Source organism: Mucilaginibacter glaciei, assembly GCF_014773245.1.
In the GTDB taxonomy this organism is placed as follows: domain Bacteria; phylum Bacteroidota; class Bacteroidia; order Sphingobacteriales; family Sphingobacteriaceae; genus Mucilaginibacter; species Mucilaginibacter glaciei.
Genome location: NZ_JACWMX010000001.1, coordinates 365,177 through 380,955 on the forward strand (window position 1 = coordinate 365,177; position 15,779 = coordinate 380,955).

At 43.4% G+C, this 15,779-nt stretch carries 15 protein-coding genes; 9 read left to right on the plus strand and 6 right to left on the minus strand.

The window, feature by feature from the left end; genetic code table 11:
* Positions 1-249 precede the first annotated feature (249 nt).
* Positions 250-1,977: a lysine--tRNA ligase gene (gene lysS, locus IDJ76_RS01720; RefSeq protein WP_191160089.1), complete on the minus strand. Its 1,728-nt coding sequence runs from the start codon at positions 1,975-1,977 to the stop codon at positions 250-252.
* A gap of 284 nt (positions 1,978-2,261) precedes the next feature.
* Between lysS and IDJ76_RS01725 the strand changes: the two genes are divergently transcribed.
* The 3 genes from IDJ76_RS01725 to IDJ76_RS01735 all read left to right on the plus strand — a co-directional run bounded on the left by IDJ76_RS01725 (position 2,262) and on the right by IDJ76_RS01735 (position 4,650).
* Positions 2,262-2,945, plus strand: a complete 684-nt coding sequence (locus IDJ76_RS01725) for an HAD family hydrolase (RefSeq protein ID WP_191160091.1) — start codon at positions 2,262-2,264, stop codon at positions 2,943-2,945.
* A 1-nt stretch (position 2,946) separates the two neighbouring features.
* Positions 2,947-3,570 carry a chloramphenicol acetyltransferase gene (locus tag IDJ76_RS01730; protein ID WP_191160093.1) on the plus strand — a complete coding sequence of 208 codons (624 nt, stop codon included), beginning with the start codon at positions 2,947-2,949 and terminating at the stop codon, positions 3,568-3,570.
* Between the two features lie 72 nt (positions 3,571-3,642).
* Entirely contained in the window at positions 3,643-4,650 is a 1,008-nt protein-coding gene (locus IDJ76_RS01735; protein ID WP_191160095.1) for a Kelch repeat-containing protein, read from the plus strand.
* Between the two features lie 136 nt (positions 4,651-4,786).
* Here IDJ76_RS01735 and IDJ76_RS01740 read toward each other — a convergent pair whose 3' ends face one another.
* Positions 4,787-6,700 (minus strand): AMP-dependent synthetase/ligase, encoded by a 1,914-nt coding sequence (locus IDJ76_RS01740; RefSeq protein ID WP_191160097.1) that lies wholly within the window; start codon positions 6,698-6,700, stop codon positions 4,787-4,789.
* A gap of 146 nt (positions 6,701-6,846) precedes the next feature.
* Here IDJ76_RS01740 and IDJ76_RS01745 point away from each other — a divergent pair, with 146 nt between their 5' ends.
* Positions 6,847-8,526 (plus strand): GH39 family glycosyl hydrolase, encoded by a 1,680-nt coding sequence (locus tag IDJ76_RS01745; protein WP_191160099.1) that lies wholly within the window; start codon positions 6,847-6,849, stop codon positions 8,524-8,526.
* 21 nt (positions 8,527-8,547) lie between these two features.
* Here IDJ76_RS01745 and IDJ76_RS01750 read toward each other — a convergent pair whose 3' ends face one another.
* The 4 genes from IDJ76_RS01750 to IDJ76_RS01765 all read right to left on the minus strand — a co-directional run bounded on the left by IDJ76_RS01750 (position 8,548) and on the right by IDJ76_RS01765 (position 11,257).
* Positions 8,548-9,027 carry a hypothetical protein gene (locus tag IDJ76_RS01750; protein ID WP_191160101.1) on the minus strand — a complete coding sequence of 160 codons (480 nt, stop codon included), beginning with the start codon at positions 9,025-9,027 and terminating at the stop codon, positions 8,548-8,550.
* Between the two features lie 87 nt (positions 9,028-9,114).
* Positions 9,115-9,441 carry a HesB/IscA family protein gene (locus IDJ76_RS01755; RefSeq protein ID WP_191160103.1) on the minus strand — a complete coding sequence of 109 codons (327 nt, stop codon included), beginning with the start codon at positions 9,439-9,441 and terminating at the stop codon, positions 9,115-9,117.
* An 85-nt stretch (positions 9,442-9,526) separates the two neighbouring features.
* Positions 9,527-9,940 (minus strand): Fe-S cluster assembly scaffold IscU, encoded by a 414-nt coding sequence (gene iscU, locus IDJ76_RS01760; protein ID WP_191160105.1) that lies wholly within the window; start codon positions 9,938-9,940, stop codon positions 9,527-9,529.
* Positions 9,941-10,045: 105 nt separating this feature from the next.
* Positions 10,046-11,257, minus strand: a complete 1,212-nt coding sequence (locus IDJ76_RS01765) for an IscS subfamily cysteine desulfurase (RefSeq protein WP_191160107.1) — start codon at positions 11,255-11,257, stop codon at positions 10,046-10,048.
* 101 nt (positions 11,258-11,358) lie between these two features.
* Between IDJ76_RS01765 and mce the strand changes: the two genes are divergently transcribed.
* From mce to tpiA, 5 genes are all read left to right on the plus strand, one after another.
* The gene (mce, locus tag IDJ76_RS01770) at positions 11,359-11,760 is read left to right on the plus strand and encodes a methylmalonyl-CoA epimerase (protein WP_191160109.1); all 402 of its coding nucleotides are present in this window, start codon (positions 11,359-11,361) and stop codon (positions 11,758-11,760) included.
* Positions 11,761-11,895: 135 nt separating this feature from the next.
* Entirely contained in the window at positions 11,896-13,308 is a 1,413-nt protein-coding gene (locus IDJ76_RS01775; RefSeq protein ID WP_191160111.1) for a right-handed parallel beta-helix repeat-containing protein, read from the plus strand.
* Positions 13,309-13,441: 133 nt separating this feature from the next.
* Positions 13,442-13,690 carry a type B 50S ribosomal protein L31 gene (locus IDJ76_RS01780; protein WP_191160112.1) on the plus strand — a complete coding sequence of 83 codons (249 nt, stop codon included), beginning with the start codon at positions 13,442-13,444 and terminating at the stop codon, positions 13,688-13,690.
* 65 nt (positions 13,691-13,755) lie between these two features.
* Positions 13,756-14,946 (plus strand): putative sugar nucleotidyl transferase, encoded by a 1,191-nt coding sequence (locus tag IDJ76_RS01785; protein ID WP_191160114.1) that lies wholly within the window; start codon positions 13,756-13,758, stop codon positions 14,944-14,946.
* A 67-nt stretch (positions 14,947-15,013) separates the two neighbouring features.
* Positions 15,014-15,778 carry a triose-phosphate isomerase gene (gene tpiA, locus IDJ76_RS01790; RefSeq protein ID WP_191160116.1) on the plus strand — a complete coding sequence of 255 codons (765 nt, stop codon included), beginning with the start codon at positions 15,014-15,016 and terminating at the stop codon, positions 15,776-15,778.
* Position 15,779: the final 1 nt, after the last annotated feature.

The following is a 15,779-nucleotide window of genomic DNA, read 5'->3' on the forward strand; positions in this document are numbered from 1 at the left end:
TTTTTTCCCTTTACGTTTTTGTTAACAAACGAGGTTTTTAACCAAGGAGGACAAATGTATTTCAAAATAGATTTTAACCACAGAGAGCACACAATAACAACACAAAGAACTCAAACGCTTGGTGATTTTTGCGGTTATTAATTAGCCAATCTTTGTATCTTTTGTGGTTAAATCAACCAACACTTATTAAAGCAAAAAGAGACGCGAATTACCGCGTCTCTAATTAAAATATTAATTAATCCGAATTGATTAGTGGTTATCAAACCACGCCATCACGGTTTCTTTCACGGGCATGGTAATTTCCAGTTTTAGCTTTTTACGCATCCCGCCCAGGTCATTAAATACTTTATTCGGGTTGCCGGCCTTTAGTTCTTCAACAGAATTGAAGCCCATTTTATTTAACACAGGCACCCATTCGGCAGGTACACCAATGTTGATGAAATCTTCGGCACTTGGCGCTTTAACTTTCCGTTCAGGGCGCATCTGCGGGAAGAATAATACTTCCTGTATAGTGCTTTGGTTGGTCATCAGCATCACCAAACGGTCGATACCTATCCCGAGGCCTGATGTAGGCGGCATACCGTATTCCAGCGCACGTAAAAAGTCGTCGTCCATGGCCATAGCCTCATCATCGCCACGGCCTGCTAATATCAGTTGCTCTTCTAAACGCTCGCGTTGATCGATAGGGTCGTTCAACTCCGAGTAAGCATTGGCTATTTCCTTACCGTTTACAAACAACTCAAAACGCTCCACCAAGCCCTCTTTTGTGCGGTGCTTTTTAGCAAGCGGTGTCATCTCGATGGGATAATCGGTAATATAAGTCGGCTGGATCAGGTTGTGCTCAACTTTAGCGCTAAAGATCTCGTCTATCAGTTTGCCTTTACCCATAGTCGCATCTAACTCGATACCCAGATCGGTACAAACCTGGCGCAGGCCTGCTTCGTCCTTGGCAGAAACATCTATGCCGGTATATTTCAGGATAGAATCATACATCGACAGCTTTTCATACGGGCCTGCAAAATTGATCTCGTTTTGGCCAACCTGCACAACAGGCACGCCGTGAACAGCTTTGGCAACAGTTTCCAAACACTGCTCAACCATGCCCATCATCCAGATATAGTCTTTGTAAGCTACATAGATCTCCATTGCGGTAAACTCCGGGTTGTGCGTGCGGTCCATGCCCTCGTTACGGAACATTTTACCAAACTCATACACCCCGTCAAAACCGGCAACGATCAATCGTTTCAGATAAAGCTCATTTGCAATACGTAGAAACAAGCCCATATCCAGCGTGTTATGATGCGTAGCAAAAGGGCGTGCAGCTGCACCACCATGCACAGGTTGAAGTATAGGGGTTTCAACCTCCATCCAACCTTGCGCGTTAAAGTAATTGCGCATGCTGCTGATCACTTTAGAGCGGGCGATAAAAATATTTTTATAAGTCGGATTAACGGTTAAATCAACATAGCGCTGGCGGTAACGCATTTCCGGATCGGTAAAGCCATCATGTATGGTGCCGTCTTCTTCGCGTTTAACAACAGGCAACGGTTTTAATGATTTTGCGAGGATGTCCAGTTGCTGCACGTGTACCGATACCTCGCCGGTTTGGGTAATGAACCCGTAGCCTTTAATGCCTACGTAATCCCCAATATCCAGCAGTTTTTTAAATACGGTATTGTAAAGGGTTTTATCATCATCAGGGCTAATATCGTCACGCTTTATGTAAACCTGTACGCGGCCGGTACTATCCTGAATTTCGGCAAAAGAGGCGCTGCCCATAATCCGGCGCGACATGATACGGCCTGCTATAGTTACCTGTTTATAATTATCAGGATTTGTTTCAAAGTTTTTATTGATATCATCGGCCCATGCATTTACGGCATAAGCTTCGGCAGGGTAAGGGTTAATGCCTAAGTCGCGAAGTTTTTGTAACGAATCACGTCTGAAAATTTCCTGTTCGGATAGTGCAATACTCATATTGTAAAAGGTACTTTATTAAGGGTGCAAAAATAAGATTTTTAACTCAGATATGCGGGATTTGATGTGAGAATTGATATTTATAGCGAATCGCTTTGTCAAGCAATGCCGCGAATAAGTTAGAATATCTTAGCGTCTTTGCGCCTTTGCGAGATAATTTATTGTCGATGCAAATATTGACAGAATTGAAAAAGTCTTAGCGTCTTCGCGCCTCTGCGAGATAATTTATTACAAAGTATATCTCGTAAGGATCGCAATAGAACGCAGTTTAATATCTTTACCCCATGAACATTAAAGTAATTGCGTTTGATGCCGATGATACCCTTTGGGTTAACGAGCCCTACTTCAGGCAAACGGAAGAACAATTTTGCAACCTGCTGGCAAGCTACGCCGCGCAACATGAACTGGAACGCGAGCTGCTAAAGATAGAAATAGATAACCTGGTGCTTTATGGCTATGGCATAAAGGGCTTCATCCTTTCCATGATAGAAGCTGCCATGAAGATCACCCAAAAAACCTTGAGCATTGAGGTTATACAGCATATCATGGAGCTGGGTAAACAGATGCTAAACCAACCCATCGAATTGCTTGATGGGGTAGAAGAGGTATTGGAAGCCCTTAAAGGCAAATACCGTTTAGTAGTGGCTACCAAAGGCGACCTGCTTGACCAGGAACGCAAGCTCAAAAAATCGGGCCTGAACCATTATTTTCATCATATCGAGATCATGAGCGAGAAGGATGATGCCAATTACCTGAAGCTGATCAAACATCTCGACATCCAGCCCGGAGAACTAATGATGATCGGGAACTCCCTCAAGAGCGACGTAATGCCGGTGCTGAACATAGGCGGCCACGCGGTACACGTACCCTACCATATCACCTGGGCGCACGAACAGATAGAACATAGTGTTGATAACGAACGCTTTAAAAGCGTTGAGCGGATAAAAGAAATATTGGATTTTTTGTAATATGAGGACTAAAATTGAACTGGATACTTGGGTACGTAAAGAGCACTTTCAATTCTTTAACCGATTTGAAGAGCCCTATTTTAGTGCAGTAGTCAACGTTGATTGTACAAAAGCTTACCCTACAGCAAAAGAACAGGGAATCTCCTTTTTTTTGTATTACCTGCATTGCTGTATTACCGCTATAAATCAAATTGAGGCCTTTAGATATCGCGCTATAGGTGATGAGGTTTTTATTTATGATGATGTGGATGTTTCGGCCACCATTATGCGGCCTAACGGCACATTCGGGTTCTCGTTTATTAAATATCATCCCGCACTTACCGATTTTATAAAAGGGGCCAAAAAAGAAATTGAACGCGTACAAGCCGAAACAGGTTTGCCCATGATGGCTTTCGATGAAAATATTATCCATGCATCAGCATTGCCCTGGGTCAATTTTACAGCGCTAACCCACGCCCGCAGTTTTACCTATCGCGATAGCATCCCCAAGATCTCTTTCGGTAAAGTGACCGAGCAAGATGGTGTAAGGAGTATGCCGGTTTCCATTACCGTGCATCATGGGTTGATGGACGGTATGCAGGTAGGGCAGTTTATTGATCTGTTTCAACAATTACTCAACCAATAGTTGTAAGAAAACGTCTTTTGGTATAAGCCGTAATTATATCATATATTTATAGTTCCGCGCTTATAAACCAATATGTTACCTAAAAAATTTATCCCCTTAGTTTTACTGTTGCTGTGCATGCTTTCCTGTAAAAAGCAACCGTTTGTGCCAAATTCGGCTAATGCTTTGCCCGGCTTATGGCAAAAGCTGGGCAACTTTACCGGCGCAGGCCGCGTAAGGGCTTACGGTTTTACTATTGGCAAAAAAGGATATATTTTAGGCGGTAACGCGGGTGCCGGCTTTAATTTGCAATTACTTAACGATCTTTGGGAGTACGATCCTGCTACCGATAAGTGGACCCGCAAGGCCGATTACCCCGGCCAGGCTGCGGAATATGTGCGCGGCTTTACCATAGGCAACAAAGCTTACCTGGGCACCGGCTTTGGCCAGCGGCTATCTATACCAGGCAACACCCTGCCGCAAAACAACGATTTCTGGGAATACGACCCTGCTTTAGATAAGTGGACCCGCAAGGCAAATTTTGCAGGCATCCCCCGCGAAAATGTTATCGCCTTTGAAATAAACGGGGTTGGTTATATGGGCTTAGGTACCGACGATACTTACACGCAGGCTTATAAAGATTTTTACAGGTACGATGCTGTTGCGGATAAATGGGCACGCGCAGCAGATTACCCCGGCACGGGCAGTTTTGGGGTGGCCGCCTTTGCCAGCAACGGTAAAGGATACGCCGGACTGGGTGGTACGCTGCCCAGCACCATTGAAAAGGACTTTTGGCAATACGATCCAACTGCCGACAGGTGGAACAAGAAGGCCAGTTTTATAGCCAAGGGCCGCGTTTTTAGCGGGCAATTTGCCATTAGTACCGATGGGTACATTGGTTTTGGTACAACAATGACCGATAACTTGGATGATTGGTATAAATATGATACACTGAAGGATAGCTGGATAAAGATCACCAACTTCCCTGCTGAGGCGCGTTACGATTTGGTTGCCTTTTCGATAGATGGCATTGGCTATGTAGGCACCGGCAACCCCGGCCAGCTGGATGATTTCTGGAAGTACACACCGACGAAGAAGTGATAATAGTAGTGGTGCGGTAATTACGCCAACCTGGCTAATATCAAATTTGTCATTCTGAGCGATAGCGAAGAATCTCCCGGTTGTGCATCTGCGATTAGATGCTTCACTTCGTTCAGCATGACAATTTAGTTAAAATTTAATCCGCGTCCGCTTCCTGCAAATACATCTCATCTATTTCATGAGCGTATTTTTTTTCTATCACTTTGCGTTTGGCTTTTAGGGTAGGGGTTATCTCACCGTCTTCCATGCTGAATGGTAAACGTTTGATCTTAAAGTTTTTAATCCGCTCGAATTTCGCCAGCTCGTTAGATAGTTTCCGCACGTCCTGGTTCAGCCAGTCGTTGATCTCTTTGTCGTCGATAAATACTTCGGGGTTTTCAAAGAAGTCATTACCCAGGTTAAACGTCTCCTGTAACAGCTCCCGGCCGGGTACAAGTATAGCGGTAATATATTCGCGTTTATCACCAATTAAAAAGATCTGCTCAATTTTCGGGCTTTTCAGGTAAGTGTTTTCCACCGGGGTAGGGTAAACGTTTTTACCATAGGCATTCACCAGCATGTTTTTCAGTCTGTCGGTAATTTGCAAGTTGCCAATATAAAACCTGCCAATATCCCCCGTATGGAACCAGCCCTCGCTGTCAATCACCGCGGCGGTTTCTTCCGGCTTGCGCCAATAGCCTTTCATCACGCAATGCCCGCGGACAATGATCTCGCCTTCTTCAGACGTAAATTTCGGGTCGAAGGTATCATAGGTTTGTTTAGTATAGATTTTTTTGGTGTCCACATTTTGGATGCCCACTTCGATACCCGGGATAATACGGCCAACCGTACCAATGATAATTCGGTGGTCTTCAGTCACCGCCATTACCGGCGAGGTTTCCGTGAGGCCGAAACCCTCCAAAACCATCACCCCAATATTGCCGAAAAACTCACCAATGTTTTTGGGTAATGCACCACCGCCAGATACCAGCAGCTTTAAACGCCCGCCTGTTTTTTCCTGAATTTTGCTGAATACCAGTTTAGAGGCCAGCGTATGTTGAGCTGCTAATATCAACCCAGGTTTTTTGCCTGCTTCTGTCGCCAGGCGTAGCTGCTCGCCTGTTTTAAGCGCCCAGGTAAAGATCTTGGTCTTCATTCCGCCGGCTGCCAGGCCGTTCTTCATCGCCTTATCGTGAATGCGCTCCAATAACCTTGGTACACAGCACATCACAGTAGGTTTAACCTCCATCATGTTTTTGGCCAGCAGCTCCAGGCTTTGTGCAAAGGCTATGGTACAGCCTTTATTCATGCAGATATAATAAGTGGCGGTGCGCTCAAATACGTGCGATAGCGGCAAGAAGGACAGGAACAGGTCACTGCTTTCGATAATAGGGATCTGGGTTAAACTCCAGCGCACATTTTGGGTCAGGTTGCTGTGAGTAAGCATTACGCCTTTAGGCGTGCCCGTGGTGCCGGATGTGTAGATCAAACAGGAAAGATCTGACGGAAGGATAGCCTCGCGCGCTGCAGCTATCGCACCGGCATATTTTTCAACCAGCTTGCGGCCTTCAATAATCACATTTTCAAAACTGATCACGCCTGCATTAAGCGTCAGCTTATCACTGTATTTTTCATACTCATCACAAGCCGGTATTAAGCGGATGAGCGATTGGCAGTTGTTAGCGATCTTTAATACCTTACGGAATAGGAAAGGGTTACCCACCAAAATGGTCTTCGCTTCAGAATCGTTCAGGATATATTCTATTTCGGCCTCTGAAAGGGTAGGGTAGATGGAAGTATTCACCGCACCTATTTGCTGCAGGGCCTGGTCATAATAAATGTAGTCGGGGCCATTCTCGATGATCAGCGCCAGTCGGTCGCCTTTTTGGATGCCGATCTCCAGGAACCAGGCCGAGATAGCGTCGATCTTTTCTAAAGCTTCCGCGTAAGAGATATCAACCCAGGCATCTTTTACTTTATGTTTAAGAAAAGTGTGCGTATCCGGATGAATATTGGCAACGATATTACGGATCAGGCCCGGTATGGTTGATTGCTCAGCAACAATGTTCATTAAGTTTATATCAGGTTATAATTAAACAAAGCTAATTTATTTCCAGAATAAAACCAGAAGGTATTTTTATGGAAGTATCCGCTGATTTAAACAACCCACAAGGTGAGTATCGCAAATTTATTATCTTACCGGCTGAAAAACTGCACATGAAATTTATTTTGACTGCGTTACTCTCTGTAAGCTTATTGAATACCGATATATCTGCCCAAAATAAACCTGCCGTTATTCAGGTAGACCTGAGTAAGCCGCAAGGGCCGATGAAGCCGATATGGGCATGGTTTGGATATGATGAACCTAATTACACTTACATGAAAGACGGTCGCAAACTCCTTACAGAAATTGCGGCGTTAAGCCCCGTGCCTGTTTTTGTTCGGACACATAATTTACTTACATCCGGTGACGGCACCGCTGCGTTGAAATGGGGATCGACTAATATATATACTGAAGATAGCAAAGGCAACCCGGTGTACAATTATCGCATATTAGATAGTATTTTTGATACTTACGTTAAACGCGGAATGAAACCTCTTGCCCAAATTGGTTTTATGCCCGAAGCTCTATCCACCCATCCACAGCCTTATCGGCATACATGGAAACCGGGACAGGATTACGGTAAGATACTAACCGGATGGGCTTATCCGCCTAAAGACTACAATAAGTGGCGCAGGCTGATATATGAATGGGTAAAACATTGTGTTGCCCGCTATGGCAAAAAAGAAGTTGAAAGCTGGTATTGGGAAGTTTGGAACGAACCCAACGGCGCTTATTGGAAAGGCACGCCTGCACAGTTTTATAAGCTTTATGATTATGCAGCAGATGGTGTAAAAAGCGCATTGCCAACTGCCAAAATAGGCGGGCCGGACGTAACCGGCGGTGCAAAGGACTGGCTAAAAGGTTTTATCAACCATTGCCTGAATGACACCAATTATGTAACGGGTAAGATAGGGGCGCCGCTGGATGTGTTGCTATTTCATGCTAAAGGTGCGCCAAGGGTTGTACAAGACACCGTTGTGATGAGCATCAGGCAGCAACTTAGGGATATCGACGGGCATTTTAAAACGATCAGTGCTTTTAATAAATTGAAGGATATTCCGATGATAATAGGCGAATCTGATCCGGAAGGCTGTGCTGCCTGCGGAATGGCCACCAATCCCGAAAACGCTTACCGCAACGGTACCATGTATTCCAGTTACACGGCTGCCTCCTTTGCCCGGGTTTATGAGTTGATGGATGCCTACAAAGCCAATTTGATCGGCGCGGTAAGCTGGTCGTTTGAGTTTGAAAACCAGCCCTGGTTTGCCGGTTTCAGAGACTTGGCTACAAACGGTGTAGATAAACCTGTACTAAATGTTTTTAGGATGCTGGGGATGATGAAAGGTAACCGGGTACTTGTCAAAAGTAACAGGATGTACCCGCTTAAAACCATATTAGATTCCAGCATACGCGGGCCGCTCAGTGATATTGGAGCTATTGCTGCTACAAATAAAAGTACAGTTACTGTCTTGGTGTGGAATTATGCAGATAAGGACAAGCAATCGGTTGCGGAGCCGGTAAGTATCAACATTGAAGGGTGGACTACTGGCATCAAAAAAGTAAACGTTACTGAATACCGTATCGATAATACTTATAGCAACGCTTATACCGTGTGGAAAAATATGGGTTCGCCACAGCGGCCAACGGCTGAACAAGTTAATATGCTTGAGCAGGCCGGGATGTTGAAAAAATTAAATCCGGGTAAAAATTTAGTTTTGAATAACAATCGTTTAGAGCTCAACATCGGATTGCCCAGGCAAGGCGTTTCTTTATTATACATCGCTGTTAAATAGCAAAAAATAGTTGGCTCGGGATTATGTTGACTTAGCTTTCCGCTTATTCTCAAAATTAGCGATCATTTTATTTAACAGTAAAATTTGTTCTCCATTTATTAATCCTTCCTGTTGATAGGGAACGATGGTATCGATTACAAAATCGCAATCAATGTCATGCTTTATTTTACCGGCTTTTAATATTTTCGCCATCTTATTTTCCCGGATGTAAGGCAAATGGTTTTTTCTAATCTCCACCCAGAAATTGTCAACTGCGCTACCTGAACTTTCCTGAAAATAAGTTAGTACGTCATTCAATATATATTGAAAACTGCGCATGTTTTTGAATTGTGGTTCTGGATTTAAAGCATTGTTTTTAAATCTCGTGTAAGCGTTTACTACTTGTTCGAGAACATTCTTGTCCCACCCTTTAGGCGGGAATAGATTGAATGAATTAACTGCGATATCTATAGCCTGAGCGAGAAATTTAGATTGCTCATCGTATTTTGATTTGATCGGCATTCAATAAATGTAGCGTTTAAATAATTTACTACAAAAAAAGGCCCCGTAAAAAACGAAGCCTTAGTAATATAATAAATAGCTTATATACTACACAGAAAAACTTTCTCCGCAACCGCAGGTGCGGGTAGCATTAGGGTTATGGAAATTAAATCCCTTGCCATTTAAACCATCACTAAAATCAAGTTCGGTACCGGCTAAATAAAGAAATGATTTCATATCCAGGGCAAAACGCACACCCCGATCTTCAAAGAACTGATCGCCTTTTTTTTCCTCGTTATCAAAATCAAGGTTGTATGACAACCCCGAACAGCCGCCGCCTTGTACAGACACCCGCAGAAAGTAGGAGGCATCTAAGCCGCTTCCGTTCATCAGATCATCTATTTTAGCTTTAGCTTTATCTGTTACAGTTACCATAATATTTAGATTCAAGTTATTGAAATCAAGATTCAAGAAAAAAAATTCGTCTTGATTCTTGTCTCTTAGTTCTTAACTCCGTTTATTAGTGATGAGATTTTTCCAAAGCGATAGGCTCCATTCCATTTTTTACACGGAAATCATTGATAGCTGCCTTGATAGCATCTTCTGCCAAAACCGAGCAGTGGATCTTTACCGGCGGAAGGGCAAGCTCTTCAACGATATCCATATTGTCGATTTTCATTGCATCGTCAACGCTTTTACCCTTTAACCACTCTGTAGCTAAAGATGATGAAGCGATTGCCGAACCGCAACCAAAGGTTTTAAATTTAGCATCGGTTATGATGTTATTGTCATCCACCTGGATCTGCAGGCGCATAACGTCGCCACACTCTGGTGCACCTACAAGGCCGGTACCAACTTTGTGGCTGCTTTTGTCTAACGTGCCCACATTGCGGGGGTTAGTGTAGTGGTCCATTACTTTATCTGAATAAGCCATAGCTTTTTTTATTTTGAATTAGTGAGTTAGTAAATTATTGATTTAACCCTATTTGTTTTTATTAAGCATCAGCGCATAAGCGCATCTGCATATTTGAACATCAAATTAGTGTTCTGCCCACTCAATCGAGTCAAGGTCGATGCCTTCTTTAAACATTTCCCAAAGCGGTGACATGTTGCGCAGGTTAGTAACCGCTGTTTTGGTTACTTCAATAGCGTACTCAACTTCTTCTTCGGTAGTAAAGCGGCCTAAACCGAAACGGATAGACGAGTGTGCCAGATCATCAGATAATCCTAAGCTTTTTAACACGTAAGATGGCTCTAATGAAGCTGATGTACAGGCCGAACCTGATGACACTGCCAGATCTTTCATGGCCATCATCAAACCTTCACCCTCCACATATTTAAATGATATATTGGCAACATGAGGTAAGCGGTGCTGCACGTTTCCGTTCACATAGCTTTCCTCTAATTGCAATAATGACTGTTCTAATTTATCACGCAGGCCTGATAAACGTGCTGCTTCGCTGGCCATTTCTGCACCGGCAATTTCACAAGCCTTACCTAAACCAACAATACCCGGAACGTTTAAAGTACCAGAACGCATACCGCGCTCGTGGCCGCCACCGTCCATTTGTGCGGTAACTTTAACACGCGGGCCTTTACGGCGTACATACAACGCACCAACACCTTTAGGACCGTACATTTTATGTGCAGTTAGGGCTAACAGGTCAATACCATCGGCAATTACGTCAACAGGTATTTTACCAACCGCTTGTGTGCCGTCAGTCATGAATAAAGCACCATGTTTGTGTGCAATTGCTGCAATTTCTTTAACCGGCTGTATTACACCTATTTCATTGTTACCATACATTATCGATACCAGAATAGTCTCGGGCGTCATTGCTGCTTCGAGCACTTCCAAATCAACCAAACCGTCTTCTTTAACAGCGAGGTAAGTGACCTTACCTCCCATTTTTTCGACGTGTTTGCAAGCGTCCAGCACTGCTTTATGTTCGGTAACGGCAGTAATAATGTGGTTACCCTTTTCTTTGTACATTTCAAATACACCCTTGATAGCCAAGTTGTCAGACTCGGTAGCGCCAGATGTAAAGATGATCTCTTTTTCGCTTGCACCTATCAGTTTTGCCACCTGTTCACGGGCATAATCAACGCCTTCTTCTGCTACCCAACCAAAAGGGTGGTTGCGGCTTGCCGCGTTACCAAACTTTTCGTTAAAGTAAGGCAGCATAGTTTCCAGCACCCGTGGATCCATGGGTGTAGTTGCGTTGTTATCTAAATAAATTGGGATATTCATGTAATAAAAATTAGCAGTACAAATGTACGCAAACTTTTACTTTTATAACCGTAAGTGCCTATATATTGCATATACCTGCCATTTATTTACAATATTTGGACATGAACAAGATAGAGCATATCGGTGTAGCGGTTAACAGTGTTAAGTTAGTGGGGGATATCTACCAAAAACTGCTTAATACCCCTGTTTATAAAACAGAGGAAGTTGCGACTGAGGGTGTACTGACCGCTTTTTTGCAAAGTGGCCCCAACAAAATCGAATTGCTTGAGGCTACAAATCATGATAGCCCTATCGCCAAATTTTTAGCGAAAAAAGGTGAAGGTATCCATCATATTGCTTTTGAGGTAACGGATATTGTAGCCGAAATAAAGCGTTTAAAAGCCGAAGGGTTTGTATTATTAAACGAAACCCCAAAAATCGGTGCCGATAATAAACTGGTTTGTTTTGTGCACCCCAAAAGCGCAAGCGGGGTTTTAATAGAATTATGCCAGGAAATAATTTGATATAAAAGGAGCTGAATAACAACATTTGGCAATGGCCACCGTATAATAGTTGTTTTAGTAAAAGCTTGATTCATAGGAATTCTTCCTGCCTTTCGGTTCAAAATAGATTTTTGCAGGCTTGTTTAAGTTTATAAAATGAAAATTAAAAATTACGTAGCTCGCTTCGCGACAGCTTTATTGGTGCTATCCTCATTTACAATGTGCGCTAAAAAGCCCGTAATTGTCGAAACGCCTGTAACAACCAAACCAACAACAACTACCACCACAAAGGATACTACCCCCGTTATAGCGGCAAAGCCACCTGTAGCTGTTGACCCTACGGCTAATTGCTCTTACACTGTAAAAACTTCGGAGTGGTTTGTTGATGGTACCAATTTGGCACCCGGTTCAGTTATATGTATACCTGCTGGGGTGCGCGGCGCGTTGCTGCTCAAAAATCTGAAAGGTACCGCGGCCAGTCCTATAATAGTAATTAACAAAGGCGGTAAGGTAACTTTCTCGGCAACTTTATCTGCAGGCTACACTTTTAAAACGCAAAATAGCAGGTACTTTAAAATATTGGGCAATGGCAGTTCGTCTGTTAAATACGGGTTTGATATCAACGGTGGCAATATTGGAATGACGATGGATGACCTGAGTTCGGATTTTGAGATCGCGAACGTAGAGGTGCGTAATAGTGGCTTTGCCGGTATTATGGCCAAAACCGATCCAAGTTGTGATATTAACACCCAACGCGGTCATTTTACCATGGCCAACGTTAGCCTGCATGATAATTACGTACATAAAACCGGCGGTGAAGGCTTTTATATAGGTAATTCGTTTTACGCTGATGGTATGTCACTTGCATGTGGTAAAGTTTTACCGCATGACGTGGTGAATGTAAAGGTTTATAATAACATTACAGACTCTACCGGGTGCGAGGGTATCCAGGTGGGCGGGGCGATAATAGGTGCCGAGATCTATAATAATACCGTTAAACTACCGGGGATAAAGCCTTTTGCTGCCGGGCAGGATAACGGCATACAGTTAGGAGAAGGTACCGGAGGTAAATGCTATAACAATCTGATCAAGAATGCGCCCGGTAACGGCATCATTGTTTTAGGGCTGGGCGATAATTTGGTGTATAATAACTATATCATAAATTCGGGTGCCTACGGTATTTTTGCCGATTCCAGGTACACGCCTGGGCCTAACTTTCAGTTTATCAATAATACCATCATCAACCCTGCACTTGACGGTATCAAGCTCAACTCAGAGTCGATCCCGATGAATACTGTAATTAACAATGTCATGATCATTCCCGGATCAGGCGTTACCATCAACCGGAAAAGTTCTGCAGTAAAGCTTACCGCACTAAATAACTATCAGGGTAAGGAAGTGAGCGTTTTGCAGTTTGTGAACTATGGTGGTGATAATTTTCATTTATTAGCAACATCGCCATTGATCAACTCAGGGGCTAATGTGTTAACCTATGGCGTTATTACCGATTTTTATGGCAAAATACGCCCGTCGGGCCTGGCTTACGATGTGGGTGCAACGGAGTATTAGAATTGCATAGTGCTTAACCAAGCATCGTCCAAATCCAATCTCTCCACAGCCTGTTAAAAACTTTTTATTTTACACTTTTAACTTCTAACTTTTTATATTACATTTGCACCTCTTTTATAAGAAGTATACAATAATGAAAAAAGATCTGCATCCATCAAATTATAGGTTAGTTGTTTTCAAAGACATGTCAAACGACTATTCTTTTATGACCAAATCATGTATCGATAGCCGCGAAACCGTAAAATGGGAAGATGGCAACGAATATCCATTGATTAAATTAGAAATCTCACACACTTCACACCCGTTCTATACAGGTAAAATGAAGTTAGTTGATACAGCCGGACGTATAGACAAGTTCCGTACCCGTTACAACAAAAAATAAGTGTTTTTTCAATAAAATATTTACAAGTCCCCCGTTAACCGGGGGACTTTTTTTATTTTTGATACATGGGAATTATCCTTTTCGACGATACTACACGCGATACCCTTCTGCCTTTAACCTATACCCGCCCGGTAGCCGATCTGAGGATAGGGATACTCACCATTGCCGAAAAATGGGTGAAATATCTGGGCGGCGATCACTCTTTCAGTACAGCTGATTATCTACAGGCAAAATTCCCTATGCAAATTCAGAATGATAACATTTTCATCAACGGCTGTGTATGCCCGGATGAAGAGTTAACCGCAGCTATCAGGAATTTAGATAATGGCCAGGCATTAAGGTGGGGCGACAAATTAATCGCGGTAAAGCTTAAGGATATCTACGCCGATAATTTTGACTTCTTTGGTAATTACGCTAATGAGGTAAAGTACGCAGGCGAGCCCATCACAATTACTCACCCTGAAGACATCTTCCGCAAAAATGATATCGAGCTCCGTAAGGACTTTAAACTGTTGACTAACGGCCGTAAAAGTGCTCAAATAAGTAGTACCAATACCATTATAGGTGATGGTTTTTTTGCAGAAGAAGGGGCAAAGGCAGAGTGCTGTACGTTTAGCACGGTTAACGGCCCTATTTATTTAGCAGCTGATACCGAGGTTTGGGAAGGTACCAACATCCGCGGGCCATTTGCGTTATGCGGGCATTCGCAGATAAAAATGGGCACCAAAATCTATGGCGCTACCACCGTTGGCCCTTATTGCCGGATAGGCGGCGAGGTAAATAATGCGGTGATCTGGGGCTATTCAAATAAAGGGCATGAAGGCTATTTGGGCAACTCCGTATTAGGCGAGTGGTGCAATTTGGGTGCCGATACCAATAATTCCAATTTAAAGAACAATTACTCGGCAGTGAAACTGTGGGATTGCACAACGCAAAGCATGCGTTCCACAGGCTTGCAATTTTGCGGTCTGATCATGGCAGATCACGCCAAAAGCGGCATCAATACTATGTTTAATACAGGCACCGTTGTAGGTGTAAACGCTAATGTCTTCGGCGGCGGTTATCCTCCCAACTTTATCCCCGATTTTTCATGGGGGGGGGCTGATGGGTTTGAAGAATATGCCTTTGATAAAATGATGGAAACCACGCAGCGTGTTTTTGACCGCCGTGACCACCGTGACTTTAATGATCCGGAAAAAGACATCCTGACTAAAGTTTATGAATTAACAAGGCCTTATAGGTTAAATTGCAAATAATTGATTACGAGGTAATGCTCGTAATCGGTGTAATCATAAAATCGTTAAAATCTATAAAAAAATAATAATGAGAAAAAAAATTGTAGCGGGAAACTGGAAAATGAACCTGGATTATCAGGAAGGTTTAACCTTGTTTTCTGAAGTGATCAACATGGTAAAGGACGAGGCTACCGGCAGCCAGCAGGTGGTAGTATGCAGCCCGTTTATTCACTTGCACAGTTTAGCGCAATTAGTTAAAGGCTATACCAATGTTGCAGTTGGTGCGCAAAACGCCCATCAGGCAGAAAGCGGTGCCTACACCGGCGAGATCTCTGCTAAACAAATTAAATCAGTAGGTGCGGAGTATGTGATCCTGGGTCACTCGGAGCGCCGTCAGTATTTTGGCGAAAGCAATGAGTTATTAGCTAAAAAGACTGATACCGCTTTGGCTAATGGTTTATTACCGATATTTTGTATTGGCGAAACCTTACAGCAACGCGAAGCTAACGAGCATTTCGATATCATTAAAAGCCAGTTAGCGGAAGGCGTATTCCATTTAGATGCGGATGCATTTGGCAAAATAGTGTTGGCATACGAGCCGGTTTGGGCGATAGGTACGGGTGTTACCGCAACCTCCGACCAGGCGCAGGAGATCCACGCGTTTATCCGCCAGGAATTAGCTGCAAAGTACAGCCAGCAGGTTGCTGATGATACTACCATCCTTTACGGCGGCAGCTGTAATCCTAAGAACGCAGCCGAGCTATTTGCCTGTGCAGATATCGATGGCGGCCTTATCGGAGGTGCTTCCCTAAAATCCCGCGACTTTACAGATATCGTTAAAGCATTTAATTAAT